This is a genomic window from Pseudomonas coronafaciens pv. oryzae str. 1_6, from assembly GCF_000156995.2.
Taxonomy (GTDB): Bacteria; Pseudomonadota; Gammaproteobacteria; order Pseudomonadales; family Pseudomonadaceae; genus Aquipseudomonas; species Aquipseudomonas tremae.
The window spans coordinates 1,470,213-1,488,541 of the sequence record NZ_CP046035.1; the positions used below are offsets into that span (position 1 = coordinate 1,470,213).

The window sequence follows — 18,329 nt, forward strand, 5'->3', positions numbered from 1 at the left end:
CTCAGCGCTCGCCTTCGGTTGCCAGGCGACCATGATGCAACACCACCTGTCGCGCCAGGCGTTCGGCGACTCGCGGGCTGTGGGTGACCATCAGCAGGCTGGTGGTGCTGTCACCGAGCAGGTCCAGCAGCAGTTGCAGCACTTCGTCACTGGTGGCTTCATCAAGATTGCCGGTGGGTTCGTCGGCCAGCAACAGGCCTGGCCGTGAAGCGAGGGCGCGACCGATGGCGACACGCTGCTGCTGGCCGCCGGACAACTGTTCAGGGTAACGGTCAAGGAGCTCGCCGAGCCCGAGTCGCTCGGTCAATTGTGCCTGCCAGACGGGGTCGTGACGCCCTGCCAGTCGTGCCTGGAACGCCAGATTGTCAGCTATTTTCAGGCTGCCGATCAGGTTGAACTGCTGAAACACCAGGCCGATTTCGGTACGTCGCCAGTTGGCCAGCTGGCTTTCGCTCATCAGGTCCAGACGCTGGCCTGCGACCTCGATAGTGCCGCCATCGACCTGATCCAGCCCCGCCACCAGATGCAACAGCGTGCTTTTGCCACTACCGGACTCACCCATCAACGCCAGGCTCTCGCCCTTCTCAAGATGCAGATCAACACCCCGCAAGACATTCAGTGGTCCTTGTGCCGTGGTGTAGCGCTTGGTTACGTTTCGCACTTGCAGCATGTGTGGCTCAACTGTTCTGACTGAGTTCAAAGAGTAGCGCCTGAGCGCGTGCGCGTCGCGGCAGATGAGAATATCGTGCGACGCCCCCCATCGTCATGTCGTTCAGAACACTCTGCGTCCTGCTTTCGACGTAGAGCCTGGAGAGCTGCATTCCCGCGCTGAAGCGCAGGGAACGATAATCTCAACCATTGCGCGGATGCTCCACGTTAGTCCTGCTTTTCAGGCCTATCAGGGCTTGTGTATAACGCTTCGCATTGGCATGGGCACCATGAAGCTACTTCCCGCCACCGCGAATAATCCCGCGCAGGGCGAAGCGGTTGGGGTGACACGCCTCGGCTACGCTGCGTGGCAAGGGCAGGGGCTCGTTGTCGACCCAGGCGGCGATCAGTTCGGCCGACAGCGGTGCCGTAATCAAACCGCGTGAGCCGTGGCCGCTGTTGACGTACAGGCCGTCCAGCCACGGGCAATCTATATCAGGTACTTGCCGTGCATCCTTGCCCAGCGCCGCGTACGCCTGCATAAATGCTTCGCGATCGGCCAGCGGGCCGACGATGGGCAGGTAATCGGGGCTGGTGCAACGAAACGCAGCCCGACCGCGCAATTGCTGCGCAGGCATGTCCGCTGTCTCAAGGCGAGACGCCAGGTCTGCGGAAATTTCCTGCAGCAGTGTCAGGTTGCCTGCGTGATCCGCCAGATTGGGGGTGAGATCAATGCTGTTGAAATCAAAACTGGCCCCTAACGTGTGTTCGCCCAGCCGTGCCGGCGCGACATAACCTTCGGCGCACACCACGCTGCGCAATGCAGCACTTGTGTCGGTTTGCGCCAAGCTCGTGATCTGACCGCGAATGCGCTTGAGCGGCAAGTCGGCGCTCTGCGAAAACTGCTTGATGTCAGCCGCCCCTGCCAACACTACAACGGGTGCGCTGTCGATCAGTTGCTCATCACCCCAAACCTGCCATTGATCATCGACACGCTTTAACGCCAGCGCCTGATGATGGGCGATCAGACGGATATTCGGGTGTTGTACCTGTGCCTGACACAACGCAGGCGGATGGACCCAGCCGCCCTCGGGATAAAACAGTCCACCGCTGTCGAGCGCAATGCCGCTTTGCGCTTCGGCTGCGGGGCGGTCAAGCAAGTGCAACAGCGATTCCGGGAAGGCTTCGGCCAGTTGCTTCTGGCGCAGCGCCTCCTTGTCGTCGAAGGTCAGCTGCAGCACGCCGCAAGCGTCCCAGTCCACACCTCGTTGCAGGCGTTCAAGCAGCCTGCGCGTGTGACCAAAACCACTCAGGATAAGCTGTGACAGCGCCGTGCCGTGCGCCGACAGCTTCAGGTACAGCACGCCTTGCGGGTTGCCGGAGGCCTCCTGAGCCGGTGCAGCATGGCGTTCCAGCAGGCTGACCTGCCAGCCGCGTTGCGCAAGACTCTGCGCAGTTGCGCACCCAGCCAGCCCGGCGCCGATCACCAGTGCCTTGCGCTCCCGTGCAATCAACGCAGGGCGGGCGAACCAGGGTTTGGCGGCGGGGGGCGGCGTGACGCCTTCTGGCGTGGCAATGAACGCACCGCGCAGCACTTCCCACTTGTGGCCGATTCCCGGCACGCGCTTCATCTTGAAACCTGCCGCGTTCAGCGAGCGCCGCACCCAGCCGGTACTGGTGAACGTGCCGATGGTGGTGGCAGGTGCAGACAGCCGGGCCAGTTCGGCAAACAGTTCCGGGGTCCACATTTCAGGGTTTTTCGCCGGGGCGAAGCCATCGAGAAACCAAGCATCGATCTGCCCGTCCAGTTGCGGCAGCATCTGCAAGGCATCACCGATCAGCAGCGTCAGGGTGACACGTCCGCCATCGAAGACCAGGCGCTGAAAACCCTCATGTATCGCAACATATTGCTCAAGCAACGGCTGGGCGACGCTCGACAGTTCCGGCCATAGCGCAAGCGCCCGTTGCAGGTCGGCGCGGCTCAGCGGGTACTTCTCGACGCTGACAAAATGCAACCGTGCATCGGCTGGCGCGCACTCGTCGAACAACTGCCAGGTACAGAGAAAATTCAGGCCCGTGCCAAAGCCGGTCTCACCAATCACCAGTCGCCCGCCAGCCGGTAACTCGGTGAAACGCCGCCGCAGGTCGTTTTGCACCAGAAACACATGGCGTGTCTCGTCCAGGCCGGATTCGGTGGAAAAATACACGTCGGAAAAGTCGCGGGAACGCGGGTTGCCGTGTTCGTCCCAGTCGATCTGGGCGTGGCGGGTAATAGTCATGTCGGGCTCAGCGGAGGCAGTGGCTGCATTTTAGCCGTCTGCGCGGATAAAAGTGCTATCAAGGCTGCGCGGATTGACCGATGCCCCTGATCAGTGGTCACAATCACCATTGGGGCGTTCATTGAGCCACCACCCATCAGGAGTTGTGCATGTTTGAATCTGCTGAAATCGGTCATGCCATTGACGATGAAACCTACGAGGCGGCCCTGCCCGAGTTGCGCGAGGCGTTGCTGGAAGCGCAAATAGACCTTCACGAGCAGGCCGGGCGGCAGATCATTGTGCTGATCAATGGCATAGAAGGCGCTGGCAAGGGCGAGACCGTCAAACTGCTCAACGAATGGATGGACCCGCGCTTGATAGAGGTGCGCACCTTCGACCAGCAAACCGACGAAGAACTGGCGCACCCGCCGGCCTGGCGGTACTGGCGACAGCTGCCGGCCAAGGGGCGCATGGGTATTTTCTTTGGCAACTGGTACAGCCAGATGCTTCAGGATCGTGTGCATGGCCGCTACAAGGATGCGGTACTCGATCAGGCCATTAGCGGTGCCGAACGCCTTGAAAAGATGCTCTGTGACGAAGGCGCGCTGATCTTCAAGTTCTGGTTTCACCTGTCCAAAAAACAGATGAAGCTGCGCCTCAAGACCCTCAAGGATGACCCGCTGCACAGCTGGCGCATCAGCCCGTTGGACTGGCAGCAATCCCGGACCTACGGCAAGTTCGTGCGCTTCGGCGAGCGAGTGTTGCGCCGTACCAGCCGTGAGTACGCGCCCTGGCACGTGATCGAAGGCGTGGACGCCAACTACCGCAGCCTGACGGTGGGACGCCTGTTGCTGGAGGGCATGCAGGCTGCGCTCAACAAGGTCGAACCCGAGCCCAGCGCGCTCACGGTAGGGCCGCTGGCGATCCACAGTGATGAACGCACGCTGCTCGACAGCCTCGACCTGAGCCTGCAACTGAGCAAGGACGACTATCAGGAACAACTGATCACCGAGCAGGCGCGGCTGTCCGGCAACATGCGCGACAAACGCATGAAGAGCCATGCATTGCTGGCCGTGTTCGAAGGCAATGACGCAGCAGGTAAAGGCGGCGCTATCCGACGGGTTGCCGCTGCACTGGACCCGCGTCAGTACGCCATCGTGCCTATCGCTGCGCCGACTCAGGACGAGCGAGCGCAACCGTATCTGTGGCGGTTCTGGCGCCAGATACCGGCGCGCGGCAAATTCACCATCTTCGACCGCTCTTGGTATGGCCGCGTGCTGGTCGAGCGGGTCGAGGGTTTTTGCAGCGACTCGGACTGGAAGCGCGCTTACGCCGAAATCAACGATTTTGAAGAACAACTCACGGAGGCGGGTGTGGTGGTCGTCAAGTTCTGGCTGGCCATCGATCAACAGACCCAGCTGGAGCGCTTTCAGGAGCGTGAAAAGATCCCTTTCAAGCGCTACAAGATCACCGAAGACGACTGGCGCAACCGCAAGAAATGGCCTGATTACCGCCAGGCAGTGGGTGACATGGTGGATCGCACCAGCACCGAAATCGCGCCCTGGACACTGATCGAGGCCAACGACAAGCGCTGGGCAAGAGTCAAGGTACTGCGCACGATCAACGAAGCGCTGGAAGCAGCGTTCGCCAGAGACAAGAAGAAATGATCACGCGTTGCGTCTATTGATCGGCTGAATAAATGCCCGACTACGTGGCGGGTGGCGGTCACTGAGGCGCATTCGCCACCTGCAAGGCGATCGGCTGCGGGGCCGTCACATCGTCCGCTTGCTGGAAGTCGCCGTTCAGCAGTCGAGTCAGGTGCGTGTGGGCAGTTGTGCGTTTTTTTGGCAATGGTGCACGTGGCTGAGGCTCAAGCTCGGGCTGCGGAGTCTGAGCATTTGGGGCCATTGCCTCCACAGCCTGCAGGACCGCAGCGTAAAGAGGGTTCAGGTCGCGCATGGTGTTCTCCTTGAAAGCGGGCTGCCCGACTGGTTTCTGTCGGTTTATCAGCCTCGATCCGTTCAAGGCTTGCCCTGAAGCCTATGCGAGTTTGAACGCGCCCTCAGACGCTTTTCGAATAGGCACCATGCCCGAAAAGCAGCTGTTTCATGAGTGATACACGGTGGCGCTGATAGCGCTATTGGATCAGCGCTTTTGCCGCGTCTTTTGCCGGAGGATATAAATCGTGACCAGTACTGCACTGGTGAGCATGAACGCGCGCGCCCAGAACGATGGCACCAGGTAGCACGACAGGCCGATGCTGAACCACATCGTGCCGATTGCCCACACTTTGCCCTTGAGGGGAATGCCGTTGCCTTCGAGGTAGTCGCGAATCCACGGGCCAAGCTGCCGATGGTTGATCAGCCATTGGTAGAAGCGCGGGGAGCTACGGGCGAAACAGGCGGCGGCCAACAGCAGAAAGGGCGTAGTGGGCAGCACCGGCAGGAAAATACCGATGACGCCCAGTGCGACGCTCAACCAGCCGACCGCTACAAGCAGATAGCGCACCCACCAATGACGGCTGGTGCGCAGTGAGCCTTGCGCCATAGGCGCCGACTCAGTGGTGGCGGGGTTTGAGGATCGCCGGCTTCTCGTCCGGGGCCTGACACAACAGGTAGAGCGCTGTCAGTGCTTCCGGGATCTGCACGATCATGTCGTCCATCAGGTTGGCGTCCTGAGCGATGTCGGAGAATTCCGGCTGCTCGTCGAACAGGCCCGAACCCACCATGATCGGCAAGAGCATTTCGCTGACTTCTTCCTCGGCACTTTCGAACCAGGCGTTTTCACGCAGGAACACGCCTTCCATGAAGCCGATGCACCAGCCGCGAAGGTCGGAGTCATCAGGGTCGTCGCCCAGGTCCAGATCGCAGGGCAGCTCGAACTCTTCGTCCGACGCCAGCAGGCGAGCAATGTGCGCCTTCAGTGCAATCAGTGTTGCCTCGACTTCCGTCTGCTGCGCTTCACTGGCGTATTGCGGCGGCTCGGAGAACAGTGCGTCGATCCATTCGCGCTCCGGCACCTCCTCGGCACAGATGGACAGGGCAGTCAGGTAGCCATGCGCGGCCACGTAGTCCAGCGCTTCATCGTGCAGTTCATCTGCATCGAGGAAGACTTGCAGGCGGGTGAGTTGCTCAGCGAAGGACATGGAGGCACTACCTTGAAAATAAACGATGCTGGATTCTAGGCCCTGAGCGCCCGTGGCGCCAGCGCGCAGGCCAATTGCAGTTAATTTTGACCGCTGATGTCCCAGTCATCCATTGCCCGCGAGTGCTCGGGTATACTCCTGCGTTTTGCAGTGCAGCAGGATATTCCGGGGTTTTTATGCTTGAGCAGGCACAACGCGTACTTAAAGACATCTTTGGTTACGACAGCTTTCGTGGTCGCCAAGGTGCCATTATTGAGCGTGTGGCCAACGGCGGCGATGCACTGGTGCTGATGCCTACCGGGGGCGGCAAGTCCCTGTGTTTCCAGGTGCCGGGGCTGTTGCGTGATGGCCTGTGTGTGGTCGTATCGCCGCTGATCGCGCTGATGGACGATCAGGTTGCCACGCTGGACGAGCTGGGTGTTTCGGCTGCAGCGCTCAACTCTACCCTCAGCGCAGAGCAGCAGCGCGACCTGGCCAATCGCGTTCGTCTGGGCGAGGTCAAAATGCTGTACCTCGCCCCGGAGCGACTGGTCCAGCCACGCATGCTGTCATTCCTGCAAAACCTGAAAATCGCCCTGTTCGCTATCGACGAAGCGCATTGTGTATCGCAATGGGGTCATGATTTCCGTCCTGAATACCTGCAACTGGGGCAACTGGCCGAGCTGTTTCCGGACGTGCCGCGTATCGCGTTGACCGCCACAGCCGACAAGCGCACCCGAGAAGAAATCGTCACGCGTCTGCACTTGCAGAACGCCGAGCGCTTCCTCTCCAGCTTCGACCGTCCCAACATCTTTTACCGCATCGTGCCCAAGGAACAGCCGCGCAAGCAGTTGCTGGCGTTCCTGTCCGAGCGGCGCAGCGACGCTGGCATCGTCTATTGCCTGTCACGCAAGAAAGTCGATGAAGTGGCGGTTTTTCTCAGCGAGAACGGTTATCCCGCGCTGCCCTATCACGCAGGTTTGCCGTCGGAAACCCGCGCGGCCAACCAGAAGCGCTTCCTCAACGAGGAGGGGCTGATCATGGTCGCGACCATCGCGTTCGGCATGGGTATCGACAAACCCAACGTGCGTTTCGTCGCGCACATGGACCTGCCGAAATCCCTTGAGGCTTACTACCAGGAAACTGGCCGGGCAGGGCGCGATGGTCTGCCTGCCGATGCCTGGATGGCCTACGGCCTGCAGGACGTGCTGATGCTCAAGCAGATGCTGCAGAACTCCGAAGGCGACGAGCGCCACAAGCGGCTGGAGCAGCACAAACTCGATGCCATGCTGGCCCTGTGTGAAGAAACCCGCTGCCGCCGGCAGACCTTGCTGGCCTATTTCGACGAAGACATGCCCAACCCGTGCGGCCACTGCGACAACTGTGTCGACGGTGTGCAGACCTGGGATGCCACCGAGCCTGCGCGTCAGGCGCTATCCGCCATTTACCGAACCGGTCAGCGTTATGGCGTGGGGCATCTGGTGGATGTCCTGCTCGGCAAATCCAATGACAAGGTGGAAAGCTTCGGTCATCAGCACTTGTCGGTATTCGGTGTAGGCAAGGCGCGCACAGAAGCCGAATGGCGTTCGCTGTTCCGTCAGCTGGTCGCGCGCGGTCTGGCCGACATCGATCTTGAAGGCTACGGCGGTCTGCGCCTGAGCGACACCTGTCGGCCGTTGTTGCGTGGTGAAGTTTCTTTGGAACTGCGTCGCGATCTCAAACCACAAACCACTTCGAAAAGCAGTTCCGGCAGCCCGGCCAGCCAACTGGTGCGAGGCGAGGAGCGTGAGCAGTGGGAAGCCTTGCGGACCCTGCGGCGCAAACTGGCCGAAGAACACGGCGTGCCACCTTACGTCATTTTTCCCGACTCGACGCTGCTGGAAATGCTGCGTAGCAAGCCGGGTTCGATGGCCGAGATGGCGCGCGTCAGTGGCGTGGGTGCGCGCAAGCTGGAGCGTTACGGTGAGGCGTTTCTCGAAGTGCTCAGCGGCAAAGCCGAGGCGCCCAGGGTGGTGGCCGACATTCGCCACGAGTTGATCAGCCTGGCGCGTGCCGGTATGACGCCAGCACAGATCGCAGGCCAGTTGCAGTGCTCGGAAAAGAACGTCTACACCCTGCTGGCCGAGGCCATCGGCAAGCAGCAGTTGTCTATCGAGCAGGCGCTGGATTTGCCGGAAGATTTGCTGGGTGAAGTCCAGGACGCTTTTCTCGACGGCGAAGGCGAGTTGCCGCCGGTGTCGGCGATTGCCGAACAGTTTGCTGGGCGGGTCCCGGAGGGGGTGCTGTATTGCGTGCGTGCGGCGCTGCAATCGGAATTTGAGGTATAACGACGTGCAACGTAGCGTCACCGCCACTTGCTTGCCTGATCATAGGGACCATGCTTAGCTCGCTAACAATTAGTTTGAATCATGAGTTCCCTTATGCCATTGACTGATGAACACCGTTTCGGGATGCAACTGGGCCACCTGACCCGAGGCTGGCGCGCTGAGCTGGACCGCAGGCTGGTCGATCTTGGCCTGTCACAGGCTCGCTGGCTGGTTCTTCTACACCTTGCCCGTTTCAACCAACCGCCTACCCAGCGCGAGCTGGCGCAGAGCGTCGGTGTAGAAGGTCCGACCCTGGCCCGACTGCTCGACAGCCTCGAAAAACAGGGGCTGGTTCAACGAGTGGCAGTCGCTGAAGATCGCCGGGCGAAGAAGATACTGCTCTGTGATACCGCATTGCCCCTGATCGAGAAGATTGAGACCATCGCCAATGTCTTGCGTATTGAACTGTTAAAAGGCGTGAGCGAAGACGATCTGCGCGTCAGCATGCAGGTTCACTCACAGATTCTGGCCAATCTGGAAAGATCCTGAGACGAAGCAGCGAGTTCTCAACCATACTCTTGTGACGGATACTGACGTCCATCTGATTACGAGAGAAGCCTGCTGTGGTTTCCATAAGGGTTCGCATGCTGAAGAATTCCCTGGCTGCTGTCGAAGGTGCGGCTCGCACGGCGCGCGCAGTGTTTTGCAAGAGCGTCATGGCGATCTCGCTGCTGACCTGTTCCACCTTGGCGTCAGCACTGGGGCTGGGTGAGATAACCCTGCATTCGGCGCTCAATCAGCCGCTGAATGCCGAGATCGAGTTGCTGGAAACAGGCGGGCTGAGCAACGAGGACGTGGTTGCCAGGCTCGCTTCCCCTGAGGCCTTCGCCAGGGCTGGGATCGAACGGGTGTTCTTCCTCAATGACCTGCGCTTCACCCCAGTGCTGCGGGGCAATCGCGGGGTTATCCGGGTTGTGTCCAGCAAGCCGGTCACTGAACCTTACATGAGTTTTCTGGTGCAACTGGCGCGGCCCAACGGCGACCTGTTGCACGAATACACCCTGCTGCTTGACCCTTCCACGTCCCCCCAGGGCCTCGCGGCTACCCGCAGCCGCAATCAGCGCTCGACGGATACAGCACAGGAAAACCGCATGCCCGTTGCGCCGCCTGCTGCGGTGCAGGGCAAGCGTTACACAGTGGCTAGCGGCGACACGCTGAACGGTATCGCCAGCCGCCTGCAAGGGCAGGGCAGCAAGGTGTCGGCGAGCCAGTTGGCGGATGGTATCCGCTCGCTCAACCCGCAAGTGTTTGCTGGCGCCGCCGGGTCTGCACTTAAAGCCGGCCAGGACCTGTTGCTGCCGGATTCAGCGTCGCTGCCTACTGCCTTAGCCCCAGCCCCAGCCCCAGCCGCACCACAAGCGAAGCCAGCCGAATTGCAGCGTACCGCCGAACAGCTCTCGGCTGCAGCCATCGAAAACCAGCAGCTGGCGCAATCGCTGGAAGCCCTCAAGGCGCAGACTCAGGAGCTTCAAGAGCAGATGAGCGGCAAGGACAAGCAAATCACTGCCTTGCGCAGTGATCTGGCTCTGGCGCAGTCCGCCGCTCAGCCGCTTACGCCTGTCACGCCCGCCGCACCTGCGACATCGCCTGCCGTACCGCCCGCTGCCCCGTTTCAGCCTGCGGCGGTAGTAGCACCAGGCAGTGACTCGTTCGTCAGCCTGCCGACACTGCTTTCTGCTGTTCTGATCGTGCTTCTGCTGCTGGCATATGCCTATTCGAAACGACGCCAGCGACGCACTCTGGCTGCGGCAGCGCCGCTGACGCCGGATGATCCTTTGATCAAGCCTGCTCAGGCCTCGATGCTGCCGGTCTTTGAGGTGCCCGCCGTTGCACCGCAACCCAACCCTGATATAACGCCTGCGCCGGTCAGGCCGGCGGCGTCGCAACGCCAGGCGGGCGCGGCGCCCGATGCGCTGGACGGTGTCAGTATCTACATCGCCTACGGGCGTTTCAGCGAAGCTATGGGGATTCTGCGCAGCGCGCTCGAGACCCAGCCGCAACGTGGCGATATTCGCATCAGGTTGCTGGAACTGCTGGCAGAGCAAGGCGACGGCAGCGGGTTTGTCCGCGAAGAGCAAGCGGCGCTCGAGCACGGCGTAGACCCGCAGACCATCCAGGACATCCGCGACCGTTTCCCGCAAATCAAAGCCGCCGAAACACCCATCGCAGCAGCCTTCATGCCGGTTGCCGCCGGTGCCGCCACCGGGCTGTCCTTCGACAAGGTCGAGCCGGCGTCGACACAACGTGCTCAGCCTGACCTGCTGCCCGACCTGCAGCCCGAGCCGACAGCGCAACTGGATGAAACCACCGCTGCGGCCTTGAACCCTCTGCCTGCCGACGAATTCCAGTTGAACCTCGACGACCTGTCGATGGATGCCGACTGGGATCTGGTCGACCCGTTCGACACCCCGCCGCCGCGCAACAAGGCAAGTGCCACTAGCGCGCCTGCCGAGGTCGACCCCGGCTTCTCCTCTGACCTGACTCAGTTGCCGGAAGTCTTCGAACTCTCGGATGAACAATTCCTCAGCGACTTCTCGGAGCCTGAAATCATCGAGCCTGTCGAGGTGGTCATGCCCGCCGATGCAGGCGAGCTGAGCGATGAGTTCCTCGACAGTTTCATGAGTGACGATGCCGACTTTGACCTGCTGGACCTTGAAGAGCCGCCGCTCAGCCAGATCAATCAGGCTCAGGTGCTGATCGAGGAGGGCGAGATCGAGTCCGCCCGGGAAATTCTGCAACGGGTCATTGCCGAGTCAGACGATGAGCATCGGCGTATGGCGCGCGAGTTGCTGGGCAGGATCAGCTGACTTCGGCGTGCCTCTGACAGAGGAGCCGATCTTGCGCTCAGCGAAAGATCGGCCGAATACCCCGACACTTCGGATACGCCACACAGCCCCAGAACTCACCGGCATTCTTGCCCGTGCGGGCCACCTTGATCATCATGATTTTTTTGCAATGCGGGCATGAAGGCGCCGACGCAGGCTTTGCTGCGTCGGGCGCACGCGGCTTCTTGTGGATACGCTGCGCAGGTGCGGCATCGACAGGCTTTGCAGATGGCGTCGGCTCTACATCAGGCGTGTCCGGCTGGTGATGAGGTTCGCGAGTTGCGGGTGTCTCCGGGCCGCGCAAGAGGTTGCGTAACTTCCTGATGAGTCCCGCCAGCGCGGACGTCGTATCGCGTTTCATGAAAATGCCTGAGGTCGAATGCTGTCCAGCCTGGCATGGTGCAGACATCTCCGCGGCGATGCAAACGCCAGACTTGCCCGCTTAAGCACAGGCCATTCCTTGGATAGGACGCGGAGCGTCATCTCTTTTATGGGGCGCACGTCTGCCAACTTTTGGTGCGCTCAGGCAAGTAACACGCTTGGTGAGCTGTTACTGTAAACAGTGAGTGTAATGGCTGGAAAAACAAGTTGCGTGCAATTAAATAGCCACTATTAAGATCGCTAGTCATTAACAATGAAATATAAAAACTCAATGCATTCAAGTGCCTATCAGCGACATATATGTCCTGCGATGCGTTTTCCTTATGGCTTTAATGTTAGTGCAAGATTTGGCACAAATAGGTTGCCAAGTTTCAAGCTGCGGACTATGTTCTGGAATCGCTCAATCATGAGCCGACCATTAACAGGTGCGCAGGGATGCAAAAGTCGAAGTACGTAAGTGCTGTCCGTTATTCGTTCAAGCCTGTAGCAACTGGCGCACTTTGCGTCCTGTCTTTTTCATTTGGCTGTTCGGCCTACGCCGACTACACCGAGCTAGGTAAGTCAGGTGACGCTGCCAGCTGGCGCTCGGCAGAATTCCAGAGCGATTGGGGGCTTGGCCGCATTCAGGCTGATCAAGCCTATGCCGCTGGCATTACAGGTGCAGGCATCAAGATCGGTGCGCTGGACTCGGGGTTCGACCCTTCCCACCCGGAAGCCACACCGTCCCGCTACCACGCGGTTACCGCCAGCGGCACCTACGTTGACGGCTCGCCGTTCAGCATCACCGGCGCAATCAACCCGAACAACGATACTCACGGCACACACGTTACCGGCACCATGGGCGCAGCGCGCGATGGCGTCGGCATGCACGGCGTGGCTTACAACGCGCAAGTCTTCGTCGGCAACACCAATCAGAATGACAGTTTCCTGTTCGGCCCCAACCCCGACCCGCGGTATTTCAAGGCGGTGTACGGCGCATTGGCCGATGCTGGCGTACGTGCCATCAACAACAGTTGGGGCAGCCAGCCGGCCGACGTGACCTACGCCACCGAAGCCGGCGTACGCGCAGCCTACGCTCAGCACTACAACCGCGGCACCTGGCTGGACGAAGCGGCAAATGTATCGCGCAAGGGCGTGATCAATGTGTTCAGTGCTGGCAACAGCGGTTACGCCAACGCCAGCGTGCGCGCCTCTTTGCCGTATTTCGAACCGGACCTCGAAGGCCACTGGCTGGCCGTGTCGGGCCTCGACAGCAGCAACGGTCAACGCTACAACCAGTGCGGGCTGTCCAAATACTGGTGCATCACCATGCCCGGTCGGCTGGTCAACAGCACCGTGCCGGGTGGCGGTTACGGCATCAAATCCGGTACTTCGATGTCTGCACCGCATGCGACCGGCGCACTGGCACTGGTGATGGAACGTTTCCCGTACATGACCAACGAGCAGGCGCTGCAAGTGCTGCTGACCACCGCAACCCAGCTTGACGGCTCTGTCACTCAGGCACCGACCAACAGCGTCGGTTGGGGCGTGGCGAATCTGGAGCGGGCGATGCGCGGCCCTGGTCAGTTGCTCGGCACTTTCGACGCCAATCTCGGCTCGGGTTTGACCGACGTGTGGAGCAACAATATTTCCGATCAGGCGCTGATCCAGCGTCAGGCCGAAGACACCGCCGAGCAGGCCACCTGGCAGCAGACGCTGGTCAGCAAAGGTTGGCAAAACGGCGTCGCCAGCAGCGCCAGCCAGCAGGATCAGGCTGATTACGCAACAGGTACCGCGCGCGCCGCAGCAGCGGCACAACGTCAGTACCAAGGCAGCCTGATCAAATCCGGCGCGGGTCGACTGATTCTGGAGGGCGCCAACACCTACCGTGGCGACACACTGGTTAACGGCGGCTTGCTGTCGGTGAACGGCTCGCTGGTCTCGGCCGTGCAGGTCAATGCCGGAGGTACGTTGGGCGGTAATGGGCAGGTCGGTGGACTGACTGCGCGCAACGGCGGCGTTGTCGCGCCGGGCAATTCCATCGGCACCTTGCAGGTCAATGGCAATGTCACCCTCGAGCCAGGTTCGACCTACGCCGTGGAGCTTTCTCCGACTGCGAGTGATCGCATCGTCGCCACCAGCAGCGCGACTGTAGCAGGCGCAAACATGGCGCTGGCGCTTCAAGACAACACGCCGATTGCCTTGAGCGCGGCGCCGGGTCAAAGCGTCGTGGGTCGTCAGTACGATGTGTTACAGGCCGCCAACGGCGTCAACGGACAGTTCGGCAGCGTGTCCTCCAATTACGCTTTTCTCGGTGGCCGTCTCGATTACACAGCCACCGGCGTTGCCCTGAACGTCGAGCAGACAAACGCCTTCAGTAGCGTCGCACAAACCCCTAATCAAGCTGCCGTAGCCACCGCTGCCGAACAACTCGGCGCAGGCAACGCGGTGTACGAAAACCTGTTGCTGACTCAAAGCGCCGCCGCTGCCCTCGACAGCTTTCAGCAATTGTCCGGCGAGATTTACCCGGCGATTGGCAGCGTGCTGATCAACGACAGTCGTCAGGTCCGTGATGCCGTCGGGGAGCGCCTCGGCGCCAGCGTGTTCGGTACCGATGGCAACACCACGGCACAGGACAATGTCTGGATCAAAGCTCTGGGTGCCTGGGGCAAAACCGACTCAGGTGATGACACTGCCGGTTACACCTCCTCGATTGGCGGCCTGCTGGCGGGCGTCGATGGCAACGTTGCCGACGACACGCGCTTGGGCGTCGTCGCAGGTTACAGCGATAGCTCGCTGAACATGGGCTCTGGCACGCATTCCCGAGCCTCGATAGACAGCTACCATCTGGGCGCTTACGTCGGTCACGAAATCGGCGCGCTGCGCCTGACCCTGGGTGGCACGCACAGCTGGCATCGCATTGACGCGCAACGCGACGTGCAGGTTGGCGGTGCAGCAGGCAAAGAGAAAACCAGGCACGATGCCCAGAGTACGCAAGTCTTCACCGAAGCGGCTTACCGCATTCACCTGCAACCCGCGACCGTCGAGCCGTTCGCCAATCTGGCTTACGTCCACCTCAACACTGAAGGTTTCACCGAGAAGGGTGATGCAGCGGCGTTGTCTGCGGGCAGTGACAACCGTGATGCGGTACTCAGCACCCTCGGCGTGCGTGCATTGAAAACCATCGCGCTCACCGAGCGGCAGAAAGTCGACCTGTCCGGCAGCCTCGGCTGGCAGCACAACCTGAGCAACACCGACGCCGAACAACACCTGGCATTCGCCTCGGGTGGTGGCAGCTTCGGCATCGAAAGCTCGCCTCTGGTCCGCGACGCCGCGCTGGTCGGTGCGCATGCCAGCATCGCGTTGAGCAAGGACGCGAGGGTCAGCCTCGATTACAGCGGGCAGCTGGCCAGCCGTGAAAAAAGCCACGGAGTGGGCCTGAGCCTCAACTGGCAGTTCTAAGCAGCACTCAACCCTAAACCCAAAAGAACGACGCGCATGCAGATGCATGCGCGCGGAGATTTGTGCGCGTTAACTAAGGACGGTGGTTTTCATGAAAGATGCATCCAACACCCGCCACACCGCTGTAAAACCCCTGCACCAAGCCATTCGGGCGATCAATCGCGCCTCCTGTGGTGCGCTGGCCTGCTACCTCGCCAGCATGGGAGTGGCACATGCTGCGCCCTACGTGGAAGCCGGTCAGGCAGGCAACCCCGCCAGCTGGCGCAGTGCCGAATTCAATGCCGACTGGGGTGTTGGCGCGATCAATGCCGACCAGGCCTATGCCGCTGGTTACTCCGGCAAGGGCATCAAACTGGGCATCTTCGATCAGCCGGTCTACGCCGCGCACCCGGAGTTTTCCAGCGCCAACAAAGTGATCAACCTGGTCACCAGCGGCATCCGCGAGTACACCGACCCGTACATCCCGGTGAAGGCGGGCGACGCGTTCCGCTACGACGGCGCGCCAAGCCTGGACTCCGGCGGCAAACTCGGCAACCACGGCACTCACGTGGGCGGCATCGCGGGGGGCGATCGTGATGGCGGACCGATGCATGGCGTGGCCTACAACGCGCAAATCATCAGCGCCGACAACGGCGACCCGGGCCCGGAAGATGGCATCGTACTGGGCAACGACGGCGCGGTGTATCAGGCTGGCTGGAACGCATTGGTCAACAGCGGCGCAAGAGTCATCAACAACAGCTGGGGCATCGGCATCACTGATCGCTTCGACAAAGGCGGTCGCGATCCGGCATTTCCGCACTTCACGGTGCAGGACGCGCAATTGCAGTTCGACCAGATCCGCCAGATCCTCGGCAGCCGTCCGGGCGGCGCGTATCAAGGCGCTATCGACGCGGCGCACAGTGGTGTTGTCACCATCTTCGCCGCAGGTAACGACTACAACCTCAACAACCCCGACGCGATGGCCGGGCTCGGCTACTTCGTGCCGGAAATCGCCCCCAGCTGGCTGACGGTCGCCGCCTTGCAACAAAACCCCAACGCAGCCGCAGCGGCCACCACGCCGTATACGCTCAGCACCTTCTCGTCGCGTTGCGGCTACACCGCCAGCTTCTGCGTCTCGGCACCGGGCACGCGCATCTACAGTTCGGTGCTCAACGGCACCAGCCTTGCAGACCTGACCATCGGCTGGGCCAACAAGAACGGCACGTCGATGGCCGCACCGCACGTGGCCGGCAGCATGGCCGTGCTGATGGAGCGCTTTCCGTACATGACCGGCGCGCAGGTTGCCGACGTGCTGAAAACCACCGCCACCGACCTCGGCGCACCCGGTGTCGATGCGCTGTACGGCTGGGGCATGATCAACCTCGGCAAAGCGGTCAACGGCCCAAGCATGTTCGTGACTGAGGCCGACATTCCTGCCGAGTTCCGCATCGAAGGCGCGTACGGCGACAGCCAGTTTGTGGCTGACCTGCCTGGCGTCGGCGCAATTGTCGATGCCGGCAAACCGACCCAGCGCACCTGCAGCGGGCCGCAATGCGGACTGGACGTATGGAGCAACAACATCTCCGGCCACGGCGGCCTGACCAAGCAAGGCATCGGCACCCTCGTGTTGACCGGCGCCAACAGCTACAGCGGCCCGACACTGGTCAATCAGGGCCGTTTGGCCATCAACGGTTCGCTGGCCTCGGCCGTCACCGTCAACAATGGCGGCATACTGGGCGGCAATGGCAGCGTCGCGTCGCTGACCGCCAACCGCGGCGGTACCGTTGCGCCGGGCAACTCCATCGGCACCTTGCAAGTGGCGGGCAACCTAAATCTGGCACCGGGTTCGACCTACGCGGTCGAGTTCTCCCCCACTGCCAGCGACCGCATTGTGGTCGGCGGTATCGCGACCGTCAGCGGCGCCAACATGGCCCTGACGCCGGAAAACGACAACGCCGCACTGCTCGACAGCAATCAGACCAGCAGCGTACTCAGCCAACAGTTCAACGTACTGCAAGCCGCTGGCGGCGTTCAGGGCCAGTTCGGCTCGGTGACAGATAACTACGCGTTCCTTGACGGCAACCTGGCCTACAGCGGCACCGGCGTGACACTGGCGCTCGAGCGCAACGGCGACAGCTTTGCCAGCGCCGCACAAACCGACAACCAGCGCAGCGTGGCCCAGTCCATCGAGCAAATGAATGCGGGCAACTCAGTCTACGAGAGCATCATCCTCAGCCAGGATACCGCCAGCGCACGCCGCGCATTCACCCAACTGTCGGGCGAGGTGCACCCGGCCATCGCCACGCAATTGATCAACGACAGCCGCCAACTGCGCGATGCCGTAGGTGATCGCCTGCGTGTAGAAGGCTTGTACGACCAGCCAGCACCGGGCAGCGAAGACAACTCGGTGTGGGTCAAGGCGCTAGGTGCCTGGGGCAAAAACAGCGGCAGCAGCGACAGCGCCAGCTCGACCTCATCCTTGGGCGGTCTGCTCGCCGGTGTCGACGGCCTGATCAGCGAGCACACCCGTTTGGGTGCGATGGCAGGTTACAGCGACACTTCACTGAGCTTGGGTGACGACACCCACTCGCGTGCCTCGGCGGACAGCTACCACCTGGGCGCCTACATCGGCCACGAACAGGGTGCACTGCGCCTGACCGCAGGCGCATCGCACAGCTGGCACCGCATCGACGTGAAACGCGACCTGCAATTCGGGGTGTTCTCCGACCGCCAGAAGGTCAAGCGCGACGCCCAGTCGAGCCAGGTGTTCACCGAAGCCGCCTACCGCCTCAACCTGCAACCGCTGACACTTGAACCGTTCGCCAACCTGGCTTACGTGCACTTCGACAGCGACAGCTTCACCGAAAAAGGCGGCGCCACGGCCCTCAAAGGCAGTGACGACACCCGCGACACCGTGCTCTCGACCCTGGGCATGCGCGCCGGTAACCGCTTCAACCTCAACGACACACAAAAACTCGACGTCTCCGCCACCCTCGGCTGGCAGCACAACCTGAGCGACACCTCGGCCGAACAACACTTGGCTTTCGCCAGCGCAGGCAACAGCTTCAACACCCAAAGCGTCTCCATGGACCGCGACGCCGCCGTAGTCGGCGCCCGCGCCAGCCTGGCGCTGGGCAAGGACGCGCGCATCAACCTGGACTACAACGGGTTGCTGGGTGCGCGGGATAAAACCCACGGTGTCGGCTTGTCGCTGGATTGGCAGTTCTGATGCATAACGCCTGCGGGGTGCAGTAGCCCCGCAGGCTATCGCGTCCATAGCTCCGCGTGGGCATGCATTTCGTGACGC

Annotated in this window: 12 protein-coding genes; 6 read left to right on the forward strand and 6 right to left on the reverse strand. The window is 61.4% G+C overall.

Going from position 1 to position 18,329, the window contains the following annotated elements; translation table 11 throughout:
- Nucleotide 1: 1 nt before the first annotated feature.
- Both POR16_RS06585 and mnmC read right to left on the reverse strand, forming a co-directional pair.
- Nucleotides 2-670 carry an ABC transporter ATP-binding protein gene (locus POR16_RS06585; RefSeq protein WP_005889582.1) on the reverse strand — a complete coding sequence of 223 codons (669 nt, stop codon included), beginning with the start codon at nucleotides 668-670 and terminating at the stop codon, nucleotides 2-4.
- 274 nt (nucleotides 671-944) lie between these two features.
- The gene (gene mnmC / locus POR16_RS06590) at nucleotides 945-2,927 is read right to left on the reverse strand and encodes a bifunctional tRNA (5-methylaminomethyl-2-thiouridine)(34)-methyltransferase MnmC2/FAD-dependent 5-carboxymethylaminomethyl-2-thiouridine(34) oxidoreductase MnmC1 (protein ID WP_005889584.1); all 1,983 of its coding nucleotides are present in this window, start codon (nucleotides 2,925-2,927) and stop codon (nucleotides 945-947) included.
- Nucleotides 2,928-3,076: 149 nt separating this feature from the next.
- Here mnmC and pap point away from each other — a divergent pair, with 149 nt between their 5' ends.
- Nucleotides 3,077-4,573 carry a polyphosphate:AMP phosphotransferase gene (gene pap / locus POR16_RS06595; RefSeq protein WP_005889586.1) on the forward strand — a complete coding sequence of 499 codons (1,497 nt, stop codon included), beginning with the start codon at nucleotides 3,077-3,079 and terminating at the stop codon, nucleotides 4,571-4,573.
- 58 nt (nucleotides 4,574-4,631) lie between these two features.
- Here the strand turns inward: pap and POR16_RS26255 are convergent, their stop codons facing one another.
- From POR16_RS26255 to POR16_RS06610, 3 genes are all read right to left on the reverse strand, one after another.
- The gene (locus tag POR16_RS26255) at nucleotides 4,632-4,865 is read right to left on the reverse strand and encodes a hypothetical protein (protein WP_005889588.1); all 234 of its coding nucleotides are present in this window, start codon (nucleotides 4,863-4,865) and stop codon (nucleotides 4,632-4,634) included.
- 186 nt (nucleotides 4,866-5,051) lie between these two features.
- Nucleotides 5,052-5,453, reverse strand: a complete 402-nt coding sequence (locus tag POR16_RS06605) for a YbaN family protein (RefSeq protein ID WP_024690186.1) — start codon at nucleotides 5,451-5,453, stop codon at nucleotides 5,052-5,054.
- Between the two features lie 10 nt (nucleotides 5,454-5,463).
- Complete coding sequence (locus tag POR16_RS06610; protein ID WP_024690187.1) at nucleotides 5,464-6,051, reverse strand: UPF0149 family protein; 588 nt, start codon at nucleotides 6,049-6,051, stop codon at nucleotides 5,464-5,466.
- Between the two features lie 176 nt (nucleotides 6,052-6,227).
- Between POR16_RS06610 and recQ the strand changes: the two genes are divergently transcribed.
- The 3 genes from recQ to POR16_RS06625 all read left to right on the forward strand — a co-directional run bounded on the left by recQ (nucleotide 6,228) and on the right by POR16_RS06625 (nucleotide 11,203).
- Nucleotides 6,228-8,357, forward strand: a complete 2,130-nt coding sequence (gene recQ / locus POR16_RS06615; RefSeq protein ID WP_005889596.1) for a DNA helicase RecQ — start codon at nucleotides 6,228-6,230, stop codon at nucleotides 8,355-8,357.
- 93 nt (nucleotides 8,358-8,450) lie between these two features.
- Nucleotides 8,451-8,885: a MarR family transcriptional regulator gene (locus tag POR16_RS06620; protein WP_005889599.1), complete on the forward strand. Its 435-nt coding sequence runs from the start codon at nucleotides 8,451-8,453 to the stop codon at nucleotides 8,883-8,885.
- A gap of 95 nt (nucleotides 8,886-8,980) precedes the next feature.
- Nucleotides 8,981-11,203, forward strand: coding sequence for a motility hub landmark protein FimV (locus tag POR16_RS06625; RefSeq protein WP_122381073.1), 2,223 nt, complete (start codon nucleotides 8,981-8,983; stop codon nucleotides 11,201-11,203).
- A 37-nt stretch (nucleotides 11,204-11,240) separates the two neighbouring features.
- On the opposite strand, the gene POR16_RS06630 is transcribed toward POR16_RS06625, so the two are convergent.
- Nucleotides 11,241-11,582, reverse strand: coding sequence for a topoisomerase DNA-binding C4 zinc finger domain-containing protein (locus tag POR16_RS06630; RefSeq protein ID WP_005889605.1), 342 nt, complete (start codon nucleotides 11,580-11,582; stop codon nucleotides 11,241-11,243).
- 455 nt (nucleotides 11,583-12,037) lie between these two features.
- Between POR16_RS06630 and eprS the strand changes: the two genes are divergently transcribed.
- Nucleotides 12,038-15,043, forward strand: coding sequence for an autotransporter serine peptidase EprS (eprS, locus tag POR16_RS06635; RefSeq protein WP_005889607.1), 3,006 nt, complete (start codon nucleotides 12,038-12,040; stop codon nucleotides 15,041-15,043).
- A gap of 91 nt (nucleotides 15,044-15,134) precedes the next feature.
- Nucleotides 15,135-18,251, forward strand: coding sequence for an autotransporter serine protease (locus tag POR16_RS06640; RefSeq protein ID WP_122381074.1), 3,117 nt, complete (start codon nucleotides 15,135-15,137; stop codon nucleotides 18,249-18,251).
- Nucleotides 18,252-18,329: the final 78 nt, after the last annotated feature.